The organism is Bradyrhizobium sp. CCBAU 11434, assembly GCF_028128895.1.
Lineage (GTDB): Bacteria > Pseudomonadota > Alphaproteobacteria > Rhizobiales > Xanthobacteraceae > Bradyrhizobium > Bradyrhizobium zhengyangense.
Genome location: NZ_LBJX01000011.1, coordinates 831090 through 848218, shown reverse-complemented (window position 1 = coordinate 848218; position 17129 = coordinate 831090). Strand labels below are relative to the sequence as shown.

The 17129-nt window shown below is 63.4% G+C and carries 20 protein-coding genes; 6 read left to right on the top strand and 14 right to left on the bottom strand.

Features of this window, described 5'->3' with window-relative positions; genetic code table 11:
- Window positions 1-42: 42 nt before the first annotated feature.
- From XI06_RS11475 to XI06_RS11455, 5 genes are all read right to left on the bottom strand, one after another.
- On the bottom strand, window positions 43-1011 hold the full coding sequence (locus XI06_RS11475; protein WP_237858407.1) for a branched-chain amino acid ABC transporter permease: 969 nt from the start codon (window positions 1009-1011) through the stop codon (window positions 43-45).
- Between the two features lies 1 nt (window position 1012).
- On the bottom strand, window positions 1013-1876 hold the full coding sequence (locus XI06_RS11470) for a branched-chain amino acid ABC transporter permease (RefSeq protein WP_237858409.1): 864 nt from the start codon (window positions 1874-1876) through the stop codon (window positions 1013-1015).
- A gap of 73 nt (window positions 1877-1949) precedes the next feature.
- A complete protein-coding gene (locus XI06_RS11465; protein ID WP_237858411.1) occupies window positions 1950-3170 on the bottom strand; it encodes an ABC transporter substrate-binding protein in 1221 nt (406 codons plus the stop codon).
- Between the two features lie 48 nt (window positions 3171-3218).
- A complete protein-coding gene (locus XI06_RS11460; protein WP_237858412.1) occupies window positions 3219-3965 on the bottom strand; it encodes an ABC transporter ATP-binding protein in 747 nt (248 codons plus the stop codon).
- On the bottom strand, window positions 3958-4713 hold the full coding sequence (locus XI06_RS11455; RefSeq protein ID WP_027535192.1) for an ABC transporter ATP-binding protein: 756 nt from the start codon (window positions 4711-4713) through the stop codon (window positions 3958-3960). The genes XI06_RS11460 and XI06_RS11455 overlap by 8 nt, the downstream gene beginning before the upstream one ends.
- A 339-nt stretch (window positions 4714-5052) precedes the next feature.
- On the opposite strand from XI06_RS11455, the gene XI06_RS11450 reads away from it, so the two are divergent.
- Window positions 5053-5700 (top strand): PAS domain-containing protein, encoded by a 648-nt coding sequence (locus XI06_RS11450; protein ID WP_237858415.1) that lies wholly within the window; start codon window positions 5053-5055, stop codon window positions 5698-5700.
- On the opposite strand, the gene XI06_RS11445 is transcribed toward XI06_RS11450, so the two are convergent.
- Window positions 5697-6062: an ArsC family reductase gene (locus tag XI06_RS11445; protein WP_237890192.1), complete on the bottom strand. Its 366-nt coding sequence runs from the start codon at window positions 6060-6062 to the stop codon at window positions 5697-5699. The two genes, XI06_RS11450 and XI06_RS11445, sit on opposite strands and share 4 nt — an antisense overlap.
- Before the next feature lie 128 nt (window positions 6063-6190).
- On the opposite strand from XI06_RS11445, the gene XI06_RS11440 reads away from it, so the two are divergent.
- From XI06_RS11440 to XI06_RS11430, 3 genes are all read left to right on the top strand, one after another.
- Window positions 6191-6562 (top strand): tRNA-binding protein, encoded by a 372-nt coding sequence (locus tag XI06_RS11440; RefSeq protein ID WP_128961888.1) that lies wholly within the window; start codon window positions 6191-6193, stop codon window positions 6560-6562.
- Window positions 6563-6752: 190 nt separating this feature from the next.
- Window positions 6753-7385: a TetR/AcrR family transcriptional regulator gene (locus XI06_RS11435; protein ID WP_237858427.1), complete on the top strand. Its 633-nt coding sequence runs from the start codon at window positions 6753-6755 to the stop codon at window positions 7383-7385.
- Between the two features lie 3 nt (window positions 7386-7388).
- Window positions 7389-8168, top strand: a complete 780-nt coding sequence (locus XI06_RS11430) for a sulfite exporter TauE/SafE family protein (protein ID WP_271605339.1) — start codon at window positions 7389-7391, stop codon at window positions 8166-8168.
- Window positions 8169-8170: 2 nt separating this feature from the next.
- Here XI06_RS11430 and XI06_RS11425 read toward each other — a convergent pair whose 3' ends face one another.
- From XI06_RS11425 to XI06_RS11415, 3 genes are all read right to left on the bottom strand, one after another.
- A complete protein-coding gene (locus XI06_RS11425; protein WP_237858429.1) occupies window positions 8171-8875 on the bottom strand; it encodes a glutathione S-transferase family protein in 705 nt (234 codons plus the stop codon).
- A gap of 103 nt (window positions 8876-8978) precedes the next feature.
- Window positions 8979-9122: a hypothetical protein gene (locus XI06_RS11420; RefSeq protein ID WP_237858431.1), complete on the bottom strand. Its 144-nt coding sequence runs from the start codon at window positions 9120-9122 to the stop codon at window positions 8979-8981.
- Window positions 9123-9237: 115 nt separating this feature from the next.
- The gene (locus tag XI06_RS11415) at window positions 9238-9903 is read right to left on the bottom strand and encodes a DUF429 domain-containing protein (protein WP_237858434.1); all 666 of its coding nucleotides are present in this window, start codon (window positions 9901-9903) and stop codon (window positions 9238-9240) included.
- 1200 nt (window positions 9904-11103) lie between these two features.
- Here XI06_RS11415 and XI06_RS11410 point away from each other — a divergent pair.
- On the top strand, window positions 11104-12429 hold the full coding sequence (locus XI06_RS11410; RefSeq protein WP_271605338.1) for a TROVE domain-containing protein: 1326 nt from the start codon (window positions 11104-11106) through the stop codon (window positions 12427-12429).
- A 118-nt stretch (window positions 12430-12547) separates the two neighbouring features.
- Complete coding sequence (locus XI06_RS11405) at window positions 12548-13888, top strand: RtcB family protein (RefSeq protein ID WP_271605337.1); 1341 nt, start codon at window positions 12548-12550, stop codon at window positions 13886-13888.
- Between the two features lie 42 nt (window positions 13889-13930).
- Here the strand turns inward: XI06_RS11405 and XI06_RS11400 are convergent, their stop codons facing one another.
- From XI06_RS11400 to XI06_RS11380, 5 genes are all read right to left on the bottom strand, one after another.
- Window positions 13931-14278 (bottom strand): carboxymuconolactone decarboxylase family protein, encoded by a 348-nt coding sequence (locus tag XI06_RS11400; RefSeq protein WP_271605336.1) that lies wholly within the window; start codon window positions 14276-14278, stop codon window positions 13931-13933.
- A gap of 3 nt (window positions 14279-14281) precedes the next feature.
- A complete protein-coding gene (locus XI06_RS11395; RefSeq protein ID WP_271605335.1) occupies window positions 14282-14803 on the bottom strand; it encodes an RNA polymerase sigma factor in 522 nt (173 codons plus the stop codon).
- Window positions 14800-15009: a YgaP family membrane protein gene (locus XI06_RS11390; RefSeq protein ID WP_237858443.1), complete on the bottom strand. Its 210-nt coding sequence runs from the start codon at window positions 15007-15009 to the stop codon at window positions 14800-14802. Before XI06_RS11390 ends, XI06_RS11395 begins: the two co-directional genes overlap by 4 nt.
- A gap of 94 nt (window positions 15010-15103) precedes the next feature.
- A complete protein-coding gene (locus XI06_RS11385; protein WP_271605334.1) occupies window positions 15104-16288 on the bottom strand; it encodes a serine hydrolase domain-containing protein in 1185 nt (394 codons plus the stop codon).
- 148 nt (window positions 16289-16436) lie between these two features.
- Window positions 16437-17129: a GNAT family N-acetyltransferase gene (locus tag XI06_RS11380; protein ID WP_271605333.1), complete on the bottom strand. Its 693-nt coding sequence runs from the start codon at window positions 17127-17129 to the stop codon at window positions 16437-16439.

Below are 17129 nucleotides of genomic sequence, written 5' to 3'. Positions count from 1 at the left end.
ACCGAATTCGCGCGCCAACGAAACTTGTGTCACATCAATGAATTACAGCGATCGTCGGAAGTAATGCGCGATTTCACCGATGACGCCGCGGCGGAAGGTGAGCACGCAGATCACGAAGATCGAGCCCTGGATCACCGTCACCCACTGGCCGAAGCCGGCCAGATATTGCTGCATGGCGATGATCACGAAGGCGCCGACCACGGGACCAAAGATGGTGCCGAGACCGCCGACCAGCGTCATCAGCACGACTTCGCCAGACATCGACCAGTGCACGTCAGTGAGCGAGGCGTTCTGCGCCACGAACACTTTCAGTGCGCCGGCGAAACCTGCCAGCGTCCCCGACAGGACGAACGCCAGGAACTTGTACTGGTCGGTCCGGTAGCCCAGCGAGATCGCACGCGGCTCGTTCTCGCGGATCGACTTCAGGACCTCGCCGAAGGGCGAGTTGATGATGCGGTAGATCAGCAGGAAGCCGGCGAGGAAGCCGACGAGCACGACATAATAGAGCACGGTCGGCTTGGACAAATCGAGCACACCGAACATGTGCCCCTGCGGAATGCCCTGGATGCCGTCCTCGCCATGGGTGAAAGGCGCCTGCAGGTAGATGAAATACAGGAGCTGCGACAGCGCCAGCGTGATCATCGAGAAATAGATGCCCTGGCGGCGGATCGAGATATAGCCTGTGATGATCGACAGCACGAACGCCGCGGCGATGCCGACGAGGACGCCGAGCTCCGGGGGCAGCGCCCACACCTTCAGCGCATGCGCACTGCAATAGCCTGCCGTGCCCATGAACATCGCATGGCCGAACGACAGCAAGCCGCCATAGCCGATCAGAAGGTTGAAGGCGCAGGCAAGCAGCGCGAAGCACAGCGCCTGCATCACGAAGAAGGGGTAGATGCCGCTGAATGGCACGGCCGCGAGCAGCACCGCCATCACCACGAACAAGATCATCTCGTCACGCATCGCGCGCGGGGTGACCGGCAGCGTATCGTCCGTCAAGGCTGTCATATCAGGCTGCCCTTCCCGTCAATCCCGTTGGCTTCACCAGGAGCACAAGCACCATCAGCACGAACACGACGGTGTTGGAGGCCTCGGGGTAGAAATATTTGGTCAGGCCCTCGATCACACCGAGCGCAAAGCCGGTGATGATGGAGCCCATGATCGATCCCATGCCGCCGATCACCACCACCGCGAACACCACGATGATGAGGTCGGCGCCCATCAGCGGCCGCACCTGGTTGATCGGCGCCGACAGCACGCCCGCGAGCGCGGCAAGACCGACGCCGAGGCCGTAGGTGAGCGTGATCATGCGCGGCACGTTGATGCCGAAGGCGCGCACCAGCGTCGGATTTTCAGTGGCGGCGCGCAGGTAGGCGCCAAGCCGCGTCTTCTCGATCAGGAACCAGGTGGCCAGACACACCACCAGCGAGAAGATGACGACCCAGCCGCGATAGATCGGCAGGAACATGAAGCCCAGATTCACGCCGCCCTTGAGCTGGTCCGGAATGGAATAAGGCAAGCCGGACGAGCCGAAATAGTTCTGGAACACGCCCTGCACGATCAGCGCGATGCCGAAGGTGAGCAGCAGGCCGTAGAGGTGATCGAGCCCGGTCAACCATTGCAGCATGGTCCGTTCCAGGATCATGCCGAAGATGCCGACGATGACAGGCGCCAGCAGCAGCGCCCACCAGTAACTGATGCCGCCGATGTTCAGGAGGAAATAGGCTACGAAGGCGCCCATCATGTAGAGCGCGCCATGGGCGAAATTGATGATGTTGAGCATGCCGAAGATCACGGCGAGCCCGAGACTGAGCAGCGCGTAGAACGAGCCGTTGATCAGTCCCACCAGTAGCTGTGCGTAGAGAGCCTGCATCGATCCAGCACCCAGTCCCTTCGGCGTTTCCCAAAGTAGCGCCCGTCGGCACGCAGCCGGCGGGCTGTTGGTCTTATTTCTTGAGCAGCGCGCACTTGCTCTCGGAGAGCGGCGTGAACGCCTGATCGCCCGGCACGGTGCCGACGAGCTTGTAGAAGTCCCACGGTCCCTTGGACTCGGAGGGCTTCTTCACCTCGAACAGATAGGCGTTGTGGATGGTGCGGCCGTTCGGCTGGATCTCGCCCTTGCCGAACAGATCGTCTTCGGTCGGCATCGACTTCATCTTGTCGACGACCTTGACGCCGTCATGCGGATTGCCGCCGAGCGCTTCCAGCGCCTTCAGATAGTGGCGCACGCCTGCATAGACACCCGCCTGCACCATGGTCGGCATCGCGCCGTTCTTCATCTTCTCCGAGAACCGCTTGGAGAAGGCCCGGGTCTGGTCGTTCATGTCCCAGTAGAACGTCTCGGTGAAGTTGAGGCCCTGCGCGGTCTCCAATCCGATCGCCTTGACGTCGGTGAGGAACAGCAGCAGCGCGGCGAGCTTCTGGCCCCCCTTGCCGATACCGAACTCGGCAGCCTGCTTGATCGTGTTGGTGGTGTCACCACCGGCATTGGCAAGGCCGATGATCTTGGCCTTGGAGGCCTGCGCCTGGAGCAGGAACGAGGAGAAGTCCGGCGTGTTGAGCGGATGCTTGACCCCGCCGACCACCTTGCCGCCATTGGCGGTGACGACCGCAGTGGTATCGCGCTCCAGCGCCGCACCGAAGGCGTAGTCTGCTGTCAGGAAGAACCAGGTGTCGCCGCCGGCCTTCACCAGCGCCTGACCCGTGGTGTGAGCCAGCATGTAGGTGTCGTAGGTCCAGTGCACGGTGTTCGGCGAGCACTGCGCGTTGGTGAGGTCCGAGGTCGCCGCACCGGAATTGATGTAGACGCCGTTCTTTTCCTTGACGACATTGTTGACCGCGAGTGCCACGCCGGAGTTCGGCACGTCCACGATGATGTCGACCTTGTCGACGTCGAACCATTGCCGCGCGATCGCGGTGCCGATGTCAGGCTTGTTCTGGTGGTCACCCGAGATGATGTCGATCTTCCAACCCTTCGCGGCGAGGCCCGAATCTTCAACCGCCATCTGCGCCGCAAGCGTCGAGCCGGGCCCACCGAGGTCGGCATAGAGACCGGACTGATCGGACAATGCGCCGATCTTGACGGCTTTGTCCTGTGCGAAGGCGGCGCCAGCTGTGGTCACGGCCAATGCCGTGCCGAGCAACAACGATGCAATCGACTTTGTCATGCTACTTCCCTCGTAAATCCTCTCGTGACCGTTCGACCGTTGGCCGTACTAGACGCCGAGATAGGTGTGGAGCTTGTCCATGTTGGCGGCAAGCTCCGCATTGGAAAATCCGTCAATGATCTTGCCGTGCTCGACCACGTAATAGCGATCGGCGACGGTGGAGGCGAAGCGGAAGTTCTGCTCGACCAGAAGGATCGTGAAGCCCTCCTTCTTGAGCCGCGCAATGGTGTGACCGATCTGCTGGATGATGACGGGTGCCAGACCTTCGGTCGGCTCGTCCAGCATCAGAAAGCTTGCGCCGGTGCGCAGGATGCGCGCGATCGCGAGCATCTGCTGCTCGCCGCCGGACAGCTTGGTGCCCTGGCTGCTCAGCCGTTCCTTCAGGTTCGGAAACAGGTCGAAGATCTGCTCGAGCGGCAATCCGCCTGCGCGCACCACCGGTGGCAGCAGCAGGTTCTCCTTCACGTCGAGGCTGGAGAAAATTCCCCGCTCCTCCGGACAGAACGCGATACCCATGCGCGCGATCTTGTCGGAGGTCGTGCGGATGATCTCCTGGTTGTTGAACTTGACCGAACCGGTACGCTTGCCGATGATTCCCATGATCGACTTCAACGTGGTCGTCTTGCCGGCGCCGTTGCGCCCCAACAGCGTAACGACCTCGCCCGCATTCACGTCGAAATTGATCCCGTGCAGGATGTGGGACTCGCCGTACCAGGCCTCCAAGTTGCGAACCTGGAGGATATTGCCGCCGGATGCAGCCGTCACCGGGGCCTCAGCCATTGCAGTCTCAGGCATGACCGGCTCCCAGATAAGCTTCCTTGACGCGCTCGTCCTTGGTGAGCTCGGAATAATGCCCCTGCGCGAGCACCTGCCCGCGCGTCAGCACGGTGATGATGTCGGAGAGATTGGCGACGACGCTCAAATTATGCTCGACCATCAGGATGGTGTATTTCGCCGAGATCCGCTTGATCAGCGCCGCGATCTTGTCGATGTCCTCGTGACCCATGCCGGCCATCGGTTCGTCCAGAAGCATCATTTCCGGATCGAGCGCGAGCGTGGTTGCGATCTCGAGCGCGCGCTTGCGCCCATAGGCCATCTCGACCGCTGGCGTGTTGGCGAACTCGCTGAGACCCACATCGTTCAATAGCTCGCGCGCCCGGTCGTTGAACTGATTCAGCACCGACTTGGAGCGCCAGAAATCAAAGGAGCTGCCGTGCTGGCGCTGGAGCGCGACACGGACATTCTCCAGCGCTGTCATATGCGGAAATACCGCCGAGATCTGGAACGAACGCACCAGCCCCAGGCGTGCCACGTCTGCGGGCGCCATCGCGGTGATGTCCTGTCCCTTGTACAGGATTTTTCCGGCAGACGGTTTGAGGAACTTGGTCAGAAGATTGAAGCACGTCGTCTTGCCGGCACCGTTCGGGCCGATCAACGCGTGGATACTCCCACGGCGAACCTTGAGCGCAACGTCGCGGACGGCGAAGAAGCCCGCGAACTCCTTGGTCAAGCCTTCCGTTTCGAGAATGAACTCATCGGCCAAACAGATTTCCCCCTGCCCGCGCAATACGCGTGGCTATCCTTGTTAATTCGGCTTTCCGGAGGCCTTGGAGCCTGTTCCGGAACACCGCCTCCGGGCGCGGAATATGCCGGAGGTGACGGGGGTTAGGCAAGGCGGAAAGCTGAGCAGGTCAGGCCTTTGGCGGGGAGCCTCATGCTCCCTTAGTCGGAGGCCTCGTGATGTCGCCTGCCGGCTTCCCGGCTCACAAGACACCGGTCATCAAGTCGTCGTTAACGGTCTTTGCTTCCGTGCGCCAGCCTTCATCAAAAATTTTCCCGCGAGCGAGATTATCAGCGGGTTTCACTCGCCGGGACTATTGTTTTGGATTTTGCCAGCGCTGCTCCTTCCGTCGTCAAATCGATCAAGCAACGTGACCTGCTGAACACGTGGCTGCGACTTTACGCGCGTCATCAGGTTGCACCTGCGATCTGGGAATATCAGCCCGCGCGGCTCGAGGAAGAGCTGTCCGATCTCATCTACTACACAGTGGACAATTCGACGCCGACGCCGCGCCTGACCATCCAGAGCGAAGGCACGCGGATCTCCCGCGCCTACGGCCATACCGGCAAGGGAATCCTGCTGGAGGACTATGTCGGGCCGCGAATGGCGCCTTTCGTGATGCCGATCTATCACGAATGCATCGCGCGTGGACTTCCGGTCTATAGCGTCGCCGATGTCGACGACATCTACGGCCGTGTCGTCGCTTATGAACGGCTGTTGCTGCCTTTCCTGACCGACGACAAGGTCAGCCACATCATCGCGTCGGTGAAGACCTTCTGCGAGGACGGCGGCTTCGAGATCAAGGATCTGCTGCGCGGAAATGACGCGCCGCCGCGGCCGAAACTGCGCACGGTGATCGACCGCGATCTGTTTCACCGCGCCCCCGGCCGCATCGCGGCCGCCGACGTCGTGGAATTCGCCGATCAGTCCGGTCCCGCCGTCAGCGCCGAGATCATCGAGCTGAATTAGCTCTTGCGTGCCTTTGCGCCGACTTCCTTGTCGTAGATATCAGGCTTGAACCCGACCAGGAGCTTGCCGCCGATCTCGAGCACAGGCCGCTTGATCATCGATGGTTGCGCTAGCATCAGCGCCAGCGCCTTCTTTTCCGTCAGGCCCTCCTTGTCGGCGTCGGGTAACTTCTTGAAGGTCGTACCGGCACGATTGAGCAGCGTTTCCCAGCCGAGCTTGTCGCTCCATTGCTTGAGCTTGTCCTTTTCGACGCCGGCCGCCTTATAATCGTGGAATTCGTAAGCGACGCCATGAGTGTCGAGCCAAGTGCGCGCCTTCTTCATGGTGTCGCAGTTCTTGATACCGTAGATGATGTTGGGCAAGACGGTCCTCGCGCATGCGTCGTGAGTGATCTCTAGGGCGTTTCACGTCCCGTGGCGTTGTACGCAACTCCTGATCACGCGACAATATTGCGAACGACGCCTTCGACCTCTTCCGAACGGACATACCAATGCACGTCACCCACGATCCCGCCGCATCCGCCTCGCCGACCATCGACTTCAATACGTTCCTCGCAGTCGATATCCGCGTCGGCACCATCGTCGACGCAAAGCCGTTTCCTGAAGCGCGCAAGCCGGCCTGGCGGCTGTGGATCGACTTCGGCCCGGCCATCGGCGTGCGCAAGAGCTCGGCACAGATCACCGAAAACCATCCGCTCGAGACACTGGTCGGACAGCAGGTCGCCGCCGTCGTCAATTTCCCGCCGCGCCAGATCGGACCTGTCGTCTCGGAGGTGCTGACGCTCGGCTTCCCCGATGCCGACGGCAAGGTCGTGCTGATGCAGCCGAGCAAGCCGGTGCCGAACGGCGGACGGCTGTTCTAGGCGGCAGCGCCTTCGCAGCCACCCATACTTCATCCTCCCTTCCAAGGCCCAGCCGTCCAGGCTTGACCAAGGTCCTTTCCGCGAATATTAATGACTGACTGATCGTTTTTTATATGGATCGGCTATAGCTGAGCTGGTCTTGGCATTTTTCTAAAACGATCGATCTGTCAGTTATTTATGGACCGGATGGATGCCCAAGATCAGCGACAAGAAGCGGGAAGACCGGCGTCAGCAGATCCTCGAAGCGGCGCTGGCCTGCTTCTCCGAAGACGGATTTCACCAGACCGGCATGGCCGCCATCGTCAAGCGGTCGGGCCTGAGCCACGGCGCGGTCTATCTCTACTTCCAGAGCAAGGACGATCTGATCGAGGCGCTCGCCGACGATCGGCATCGCCGCGAGGCTATCCTCAACTCGGTCGCACAAGGCTCCGGCGATCCGATCGAGGGACTGCACGCGCTGGCGCGCGTCTATGCGCAGTGGCTGACCGACCCGATGGGCGAAGCACGGCGCCGTGTCGGCATCCACGGCTGGGCCGAGGCGCTGCGCAACCGCCGCGTTCGTATCAGCGTCGTCGAGGGCATCGACATGCCGCGCGCGCTGATCGTGGCGCTGGTCGAGCGCGGGCAACACGACGGCCTGATCAGGCGCGACATCGGCGCCGATGCGATCGCGCGCATGCTGATCGCGATTTTCCAGGGCTTTGTGCTGCAAAAATGCTGGGGCGAAGATTTTGACGTCGCAGCCTGCATGGCGACGGTCACCACCGTGATTGACGGCTTTCGCCCGACCACGGCCGATATGAAGCGGCGAACCAGGACGTAAGCGATGTCCTGGATTCACGAGCTTCTCGCCGGCGGCGGTGTCGGCCTCGTCGCGGGGCTGGCATCGGGCTTCAGCGGCACCAGTCCGGGTGGCGGCCTCGTCATCTTCAGCGTGCTGCTGCTCGGCGCCGAACAGCACGTCGCCCAGGGCACGTCGCTGATCACGCAGATACCGCCGACGGGCCTCGCGGGCGCGCGCCGTTACTGGCAGAGCGGCAATCGCAGCCCGTTGCCATGGATCGTCTGGATCGGCATCGGATTTCTGATCGGCGGTATGGGCGGCGGCTATGCCGCAGCCGCCGTCTCCGACGCGGTGCTGCAATGGACCTATGTCGCCTATCTCGTCGCGCTGATCGCGCTGCTGATCCTGCGGAGCGACCGCAAGGACGGGGACGGCGCCGGTGATCGCGACAAATTGCCCTGGCCTCCCCTGCTCCTCATCGGTGGGCTTGCCGGTTTCTCCTCCGGTTTCATGGGCATCGGTGGCGGCCTCGCGATCACAGTCGGCCTCGCCGCGGGCTTGCGCGTGCCACAGCATCAGGCGCAACTCGTCAGCCTGATCTTCTCGGTGATCCCGACCAACATTCCGGCAGCGTGGATCTATTGGAGCAAGGGGCTGATGGTCGGCTGGCCCGCCATCATCGGAATTGTTGCCGGCCTCTGGGTCGGGACCGATCTCGGCGCCCGCGCGGCCAACGGCGTCAGCAAGACGGTGCTGCGCCGGAGCATGATCGCCCTCGTCGCTCTGATGGCGCTCTACATGACCTACAAGGCGCTGAGCTAGATTCAAGGTCGCTTCGGAATGTTCAAGCCGCGCTGCACGGCCGGGCGCGCCAGCCCACGCTCGAGCCAGGCACCGACCGATTTGAACTGGTTGAATGCGACCAGATCGCCAGCGCCGTAGAAGCCGATGAGGTTGCGAACCCAGCCGAGCATGGAAATGTCGGCGATGGTGTACTCGTCATCCATGAACCACTGCCGCCCGGACAGATGCGTCTCCATCACGCCGAGCAGGCGCTTGGACTCACCGACGTAACGCTCCAGCGGCCGCTTGTCCTCAAAGTCCTTGCCGGCGAATTTGTGGAAGAAGCCGACCTGGCCGAACATCGGCCCGATGCCGCCCATCTGGAAATGCAGCCACTGGAGGGTCTGATAGCGCCGCCCGGCATCCTGCGGCAGCAGCTTGCCGGTCTTCTCCGCGAGATATTGCAGGATCGCACCGGACTCGAACAGTGGCAACGGCTTGCCGCCTGGACCGTTGGGATCGAGGATCGCCGGGATCTTGCCGTTCGGATTGAGGGAGAGGAACTCCGGCGTTTTCTGATCGTCCTTGCCGAAATCGACGAGATGGACCTCGTACGGCAGCCCGATCTCCTCCAACATGATCGAGACCTTCACGCCGTTCGGCGTCGGCAGCGAATAAAGCTGAAGCAATTCGGGATTCTTCGCCGGCCAACGCGTGGTGATCGGAAAGACGGATAAATCAGGCATGGGGACCCCGGCTGCTTGCGTGAGATTCTGACTAATCTAGGCGAGCCGGGACATGGCGCAAGGCCGGGCCGTCGTTACACCGATCTCTGTCGAAGAATCTCGATCACAACGGCCGCAGCAGGTGCGTAGTGGCGTAGACCGCGTCGCGTTGGGCGCGCTGCTCGATGAAGAGCTGCCCGGTGACGAGCAATGCTCCGACGAAAACGAGCGCGAGCATGGCGGTCGCGAACTGACTGGCATCATTCATCGCACGAGCTTCTCTCAAACAGGTTCGCACGGGGAACGCAGACCGGTCATCGCCAGTTCCTGCGGGGTTCAAATAATTTGCCTGTTTTTCCCGAATGTATGACCCGCCGGCCGCATCAGTAATTGATCTCCATCCGCAAACCGCGCGGATCGATTTCATCGCCGCCGACGCGCTCCGTGCTGTCGCGTGCAGCGACCGCGCAGGCACAGGCATCGATGAGATCGTCGCGGCCGATGCCGGTGCCGTGGCGGTGCGTCAGCCATTTCGGCAAACGCGTGAAGCCGCGCTGCATCAGCAGTGCAATGCGCTGCTCGCGACCATCCGCCGATGTCTTCGTCGCAAGCCGGACGCACCCCGCAAGATTCCAGAAGATCAATTCCGGATGTGCCTCGCCGATCGTCGCTTGCCGCGCCGGCGTCATGATCTCGTCGACGTCCCTGATCTTGTCCCTGATATTCCAGAGCTGCGCGGAGATGCCCCTGCCCTTGCCTTCGCGCTCCCAGTAATGCCCGTTCGCCGCGGCCATGTCCGGAAATCTCCAGAGGTCGCGGCGAGCCCCGAGAAACACGGCGGGGCCGATGAGTTCGCGCGCATGCAAATCGCACGTACGATAGCCGCTCGGCTTCAGCCCGATCGGCATGTCGATCATCGCACGCGCATGCGGCATCGCAAGCAGACGCGTCAGGCCAGGTGCATAATCGAATCCATGTTGGCCGCGCTCGTCGATCCAGGCAGCAACCCAGCCGAACCGAAATCCATCGAGACCGAGATAGTTTGGCACGTCGCGCTTTCCCGTCTCGCGAGTTTCACATTCGCGTCGCTTGACATCCGCAAGTTGCGGGCGTATGTCCCGCGCCCTCACGAACACTTCCGTTCGTAAACGCATGAACCCAGTGATGAAGCACAGCTACGAAAGATTTGCGCGACTGTCGAATGGCCTCCGGCCAATCGATTGCGCATGCCTGGCTCATGGGAGCGATCTTGCCTGACCGCAAGATCGACAGTCCGCTTCTCACGGACCCTCCCGAGCCTGCCGCTCCGGAGGGTTTTTTGTTGCCCGCCGCGCGGCTCGTTCGAACATCCCGGCCATGGCCGGAACGAGAGACCCGGATCTCGGGGCTCGCGCAAACGATGCGCGTGCCCAAGCGCGCGGGGCCTGCCGGAGGGAACGAGGCGAAGAGCCGGAAACCGATGGCAGAGCGAACCCTGAGGGTTCGCAATTGGCGGCGCGTCGACAGCGCCGCGATAGAAATTTCGTAGTTCGGTTTGTCGCGACGATCGCGGCTCAACCGACGCTGGTGGTGAAGATGTCGGATACTTCCTCCGCGGTAAAGCGGGCTCGAACCCCGCCTTTGACACACGCACCGGGATGCGGCCTCGGAAAAGGTTCGCACGCGGCCCGGCGCAGGATCCGTCCGCAAGGACGGCGCCTGTGTTGTCGTCACTGAGAGCCGATATCGCCCGTTCCCCAGCGTACCCCTCAACAGCCGATGCGAAAGCATCGGTCTGGCGGTGGTGAAGATGTCTGTTACTTCGTGGTGAAGGCGCGAGAGCGCCGAGCAGGTTCGAACCCTGCGCGCCGAAAGGCGGATCGCCCGCAAGGGCAGCAACAGCGTCGCCCGTTCCCCGCCAACCCCATCACCGTCCGTGGTGAAGATCGCTGTTACTTCGACTGATAATCGAGAGGTCGCGGGTTCGAATCCCGCCCGGTGTACTGTGCACCGGTAGCTCAGAGGATAGAGCGCTACCCGGCACGCAGGGTAAGCTGCAAGCTGGGGTCTCAGCATCGCCCGTTCCCGGATCGTGTCTTTCTCATCCCCACCGCCGGTGGTGAAGAGCGCTGTTACTTCGTGATCGCAGCGGCAGTGCCTCGATCTTCTTCGGACATCGAGCCCGCTCTGCGAAGCTCCGAGAGGAGCAGTACAGCCTCGTTTGTTCCCCGGCACCGCTTTCATTCCCCATCAACCCAGAGGAGGCCGTCATGGTCAAGCTCAACAAGATCGTTCGCGCCTTCACGCGTGAGGGTGCGCGCGCCGTGCGCTTCACGCCCGAGATGGAGCTGAAGCGGGCGCTGATGAACTGCCTCCTGTGGGAGGACCAGTTCTACGAGGACGGCGTCTCCATCGCCGACCGCATCAAGGCCCTCGTGCCCAAGGTCGCTCCTGCCCGCGTGGCGCAGCTCGCGATCGAGGCGCGCGAGGTGATGAAGCTGCGGCACGCGCCTCTGCTCGTCATCCGCGAGATGGCGCGCAGCGAAAAGCATCGCGCGCTCGTCGCCGACACGCTTGCCCAGGTGATCCAGCGCCCCGACGAGATGACGGAGCTGCTCGCGATCTACTGGGCGGATGCGCTTGGGCCGATGCAGCAGCGCAAGCGTCAGCCGGTCTCCGCGCAGGTCAAGAAAGGCCTTGCCCGCGCGTTGACCAAGTTCGACGCCTACCAGCTCGCGAAGTACGACCGCGACGGCGCGGTGCGCATCCGGGACGTGCTGTTCCTGGTGCACGCCAAGCCGAAGGACGCCGAGCAGGAAAAGGTGTGGAAGCAGCTCGTCGATGGCGAGCTTGCCTCCCCCGACACCTGGGAGGTCTCGCTCTCGGCCGGCAAGAGCAAGCGCGAGACCTTCGAGCGGCTGATCGCCGAGAAGAAGCTCGGCGGACTGGCGCTGCTGCGTAACCTGCGGCTGATGCAGAATGCGGAGGTCCCGCGCGAGACCATCGCAGGCGCGATCGAGGCGATGCGGACGGATCGTATCCTTCCCTATCGCTTCATCACAGCGGCGCGCTACGCGCCGGACTTCGAGCCTGAGCTCGAGACTGCGATGCTCAAGTCGGTCAAGGATCATGTGCGGCTTCCCGGCCGCACCCGGCTCCTGATCGACGTATCCGGCTCGATGTTCACGCCGCTCTCCGCACAGTCGGAAATGACGCGGGCGGAGGCGGCGTGCGGTCTTGCCATCCTGGCGCGCGAGATCTGCGACGAGGTCGAGATCTTCACCTTCTCCGACAAGGTGGTGAAGGTCCCTCCCCGCCGCGGCTTCGCGCTTCGGGACGCGATCATCAACTCGCAGGCCCATAGCGGGACCTGGCTTGGCAAGGCAGTGGCGGAGATCGACCGCAAGGGCGATCGACTGATCGTCTTCACCGACGAGCAGAGCCACGACCGCGTGAGCGAGCCAAAGGCGCACGGCACCATGGTGAAGGTGGCCTCGTATCAGCACGGCGTCGGCCACGGCGCCTGGACCCGCGTCAACGGCTTCTCCGAGGCCGTGGTCGCGTGGATCGCGGCGTCGGAGATGGCATTGAATTGATCCCTCCACAACAACCGCCCCGGACGCAAGACATCGCGCCCGGGGCCACTGAAACCTCTGAAATGATCCGCCCGTCCCGGCTATGGTGCGGGCGGAATGCAAAGCAGGACACACGATCATGCGACGACCTGATCCCTACATGGAACGCGCCCGAGAGCTCTGCCTCGCTGCCGGCGTCGATCCGGACTCGCGCGTTGGCGAGGGACGCGGCCGGCCGGCCTGGTGTTTATACAAGGACGCGGCGCGCAAGGAGCATCTGGCCCGCGAGGCCGATGCGACCGCGGGCGCCATCGCCGCACTGCGCCCGCAGGATGCCCGCTTCCAGAATGCGCCGCTGAAGATTTTCGGCCCGCATGAAGATGCGACCATCGCCCAGATGCGCAATTGCATGGCGGTCGGCAACGTCGTGTCCGGCGTGATCTGCGCCGACGGCCATCTCGGTTACGCCCAGCCGGTCGGCGGGGTCATCGCCTACGAGAAGCAGATCAGCATCTCCGGCGTCGGCTTCGACATCGGTTGCGGCAATATGGCGGCCCGGCTCGACACGCGCTTCGACGACATCGCGGCGGTCGCTCCGACGATCATCCGCGACGTCGCCAAGGTGATCTCGTTCGGTGTCGGCCGCGCCAACGCAGAGCGGGCCGAGCACGCGTTATTCGACGACGGCGATGCCTGGCGCGAAAGCGACATGGAGGCCTACCGCCAGAAGGCGGTGGGCCAGCTCGGCACGGTCGGATCGGGCAACCACTATGTCGACCTCATGCGCGACGAAGAGGGCTTCGTCTGGATCGGTGTCCACTTCGGAAGCCGCGGCCTCGGGCATACGTCCGCGACGCGCTACCTCAAGGCCGCCGGCGGCAAGGACGGCATGAACGTCCCGCCCGCCGTGGTCGACGAGGATTCCGAGCTCGGCCGTCGCTACATTGCGGCGATGCAGCTCGCCGGGCGTTATGCCTATGCGGGCCGCGAGTGGGTCGTCGAACGCGTCCGCCAGATCATCGGCGGCAGCGTGACCGAGAGCGTGCACAACCACCATAACTATGCCTGGCGTGAGATCCACGACGGCAAGGATCTGTGGGTGGTGCGCAAGGGGGCGACACCGGCGTTTCCCGGCCAGAAGGGATTTGTCGGCGGCTCGATGGGCGACGACGCCGTCATCCTCGAAGGCGTCGACAGTCCGGAAGCCAAGGCTTCGCTCTACTCGACCGTGCACGGCGCCGGCCGCATGTTCGGGCGAAAGGAAGCGAAGCGCCGCTTCTCGCGCGCCGAGATGGACCGCTGGCTCAACGAACGCGGCGTCACCTTGATCGGTGCCGACCTCGACGAGAGCCCGATGGCCTATCGTCGCCTGCCCGACGTGCTCGCGCAGCACGCCGGCACCGTGCGGGTGCTGCACACGCTGCGGCCGTTCGCCGTCGCCATGGCCGGCGAAGGCGAATTTGATCCGTGGAAGGACTAACGCAAATCGTGGGTGGGAGGCATGGCCTCCCACCCACAACATCTAGTTTTCTCCCTCGCCGCGATGTCCGTCAAACAGCCGCTGCGCCAGCAGCGCATGGCCAAGCGTGCCGCCGGCGCGCACAGCGGCTGCGATCAACGCGGCCTCCGCGACTTCTTCGCGCGTGGCGCCTGCCTTCGCCGCCTGCGCCGCATGCACGTCGAGACAATAGGCGCATTGCGTCGTCAGCGCGACCGCGAGCGAGATCAGCTCGCGATATTTGGGCGGGATCAATCCGTCCTTGCGCTCGACCGCATGGTTGAACGCGAGGAACGCGTTGGCCTCGACCGGCGCCAGCGCGACGAAAGCGGGAATCGATTTCAAGTCGTCAGAACTCTGATAGTCGGTCATGACTTATCTCGTCAGGTATTCGCGCATCAAGGCACGGGCGCGATGCAGCCGAGCTTTCACGGTCTGCCGCGTCGCACCGAGGGCTTCGGCGATTTCATCGATGGTCATTTCCCTGACGTCGCGCATCAGCGCGACATCGCGGTAATGCGGCGGCAGCGCTTCTAACGCCGCGGCAACATCGAGCCGCAGTTCAGCCTCGGGCCGCGCGAGCAATGCGACCTCCGTCTCGCTGTCACCGACAGGCACGGCCAAGCCCGCTTTGCGTGCGAGCCGCAGGCATTCGCGGCGAACGACGCTGAACAACCAGGCAGACAACGCGAGCAGCGAGCGGATCGTGCCGACATGCCGGAACAGGATCCACAGCGTCTCCTGCGAGGCATCTTCGGCATCCGCCGAACTGCGGCACGTCGCTCGTGCGTAGCGGCGGATGTCAGGCTGCGCCGTCTCGAGCAGGCGGGCAATCGCCTTGATGTCGCCGAGCCGCGCGGCCTCGAACAGGTTTTGCGAGATCGCCGCCGCACTCACGAGACGCCTCCCCGGTCGATACCCGCCATCGCGCACATCGGGCAATAGCCGACGAGGCCGGTCAGCGCGAAGCCAGCGCCGCCGAGCGCGACCAGCCAGGCCAACGCGCCGGTGAAATAGACAAAGGCGGCGACCGCGACCGCGATCCCGGCGGCAACCCGCACCGCCTGGTGCAGGCCGCCGATATTCTTCCTGTAGAACCCCATCGCATCCTCCCAAATGAGTTGAGGCGGATTGCCTCGACCACTAGGAGGGCGCGACGGCCGAAAAGGATTCGCGGGGATGCGCAATTTTTTGCGGTCAGGCTCCGACGGCCTGGTAGGCCAGGCGCTTGAACTCGAAGAAGAACGGATTCCAGAAACCGAGATGGCGCTGCGCCATCAGCACGCCAGCGGTATTGGCCTCAGGGCAGATCCACCAATGGGTGCCGGCGAGCCCGCCCCACTGGAATTCGCCGGTGGAATTCGGCGGATCGAACGGCGTCGGCGCGAAGGTCAATGCGCCGCCGAGGCCAAAGCCCTTGCCAGGCATCGGCCCGAGATTGGCAAAGCGGATGGTCTGACCTGCCGGCAGCTGATTGGTCATCATCTGCTGCAGCGTCTCCGGCTTCAGCAGCGCATCCGGCCCGGGGAGCAGCGCCTTCACCAGGGCCAGCATATCAGGCAGGGTCGAGACCAGTCCGCCGCCACCCGACAGGCGCGGGAACGGGTGTCGATAGGCCTGCGGAAAAGGCAGATTGTCGGCGCGCGTGAGACCGGGCTTCATCGGATCGAGCACGTCGGCACCGGTGTAATGTGCGACCAACCTGCCCTGCTTCGCTTCGGGCACGAAGAAACCCGTATCGGTCATGCCGAGCGGATCGAAGATGCGCGCCTTGAAGACGACATCCAGCGGCTTGCCCGCGACGACTTCGACCACGCGGCCGAGCACGTCGGTCGCCACTGAGTATTCCCAGCTCGTACCGGGATGATAGGACAGCGGCAGATCGGCGAGCTTGTCGATCATGTCGGTCAGTGGCGTCAGCGGATTGAGCACGCGCGCGTCGTTGTAGCCTTTGAACAGCACCGTGCCGGGATCGAAGATGCCGTAGCTGAGGCCGGACGTATGGGTCAGCAGATGCCGGATCGTGATCGAGCTTTTTGCCGGCTCGACATCGGCAAGGCTCGAGGCGCCCTGCTTGAGCACTTTGCGATTGCCGAGCTGCGGCAGGAATTTCTCGATGGGGTCATTGAGTCCGATGCGGCCTTCCTCGACCAGCAGCATGATCGCGGAGGTGACGAATATCTTGGTGTTGGAGAATGCGCGGAAAATATGGTCGGGCCGGAGCACGGTCTTCGCCTCGCGATCGGCGAAGCCGACGCATTGCTGATCGACCACCTCGCGCCCGCGCAGCACCGCCCAGGACACGCCAGGAATGATCTCCTGATCGACGTAGCGCTGCATCGCCGTCCGCGCGGCGGAAAAATCTGGCGTCCTGGCGTCCATAAATCGGTTCCTCCCCGAGATGATTGCGATGGATATAGCAACAAATCAGCCGCGGGGAAGCCCGTTCGCGGAGCAGATTGAGCAGCCGAACTCGCTGCTCGTCGACGACGCGAGCCGATGCGCCCGCTCCGGCGTACGTGCCGGGCTCTCACCCCTGCTTCATGAATGCCGTCACGTGCAGCCGGCGACGGATGCGCATGCCCTGTCGCTCGTACAACGCGATGGCGGATGCGTTGTTCGAAAACACGTGCAGGAACGGAATTTCGCCGCGCGCCTCGATCCGGCGCGCGACAGCCGCGAGGAGCGCCTGCGCGTAGCCACGCCCGCGATAATCGGGGTGGACGCAGACCGCCGTCATCTCGACGAACTTGCCCGGCTTCATCCGCTCGCCCGTCATCGCGACCAATTCGCCGCCGGCACGAATGCCGAGGAAGGTCCCGAGCTCGTGCGTCCGCGCGGCGAACGGCCCGGGCTTGGTCAGGGTGGTCAGTGCCGTCATCGCGGGCACGTCGGCCTTCCCGAGCGTGACGATCTCGGCATCACGGAGCGGGCCGTCGGCGGGTGAGCCGATCATCTGGTCACCGCTCTCGGCCAGCACCACCTTGAAGCCGGCGGGAACGTCGACCGCCTCCGGCGTGAACAGCGCGACAACCTGCGAGGGCGCCATGAGATCGCCCAGCGCGGCGAAACTCTCAGCGGACATGTCGACCATGTCGGCGAACGGCGTCATGTCCACGGGATAGCGTAGCGCGCGTGGGCCGCCCTCGGCCAGATGTTTATGGCTCGTCGTCAGCGCGCTCCAGATCGGACGATCCAATAATGCTTCATCGCTGTCGGACAC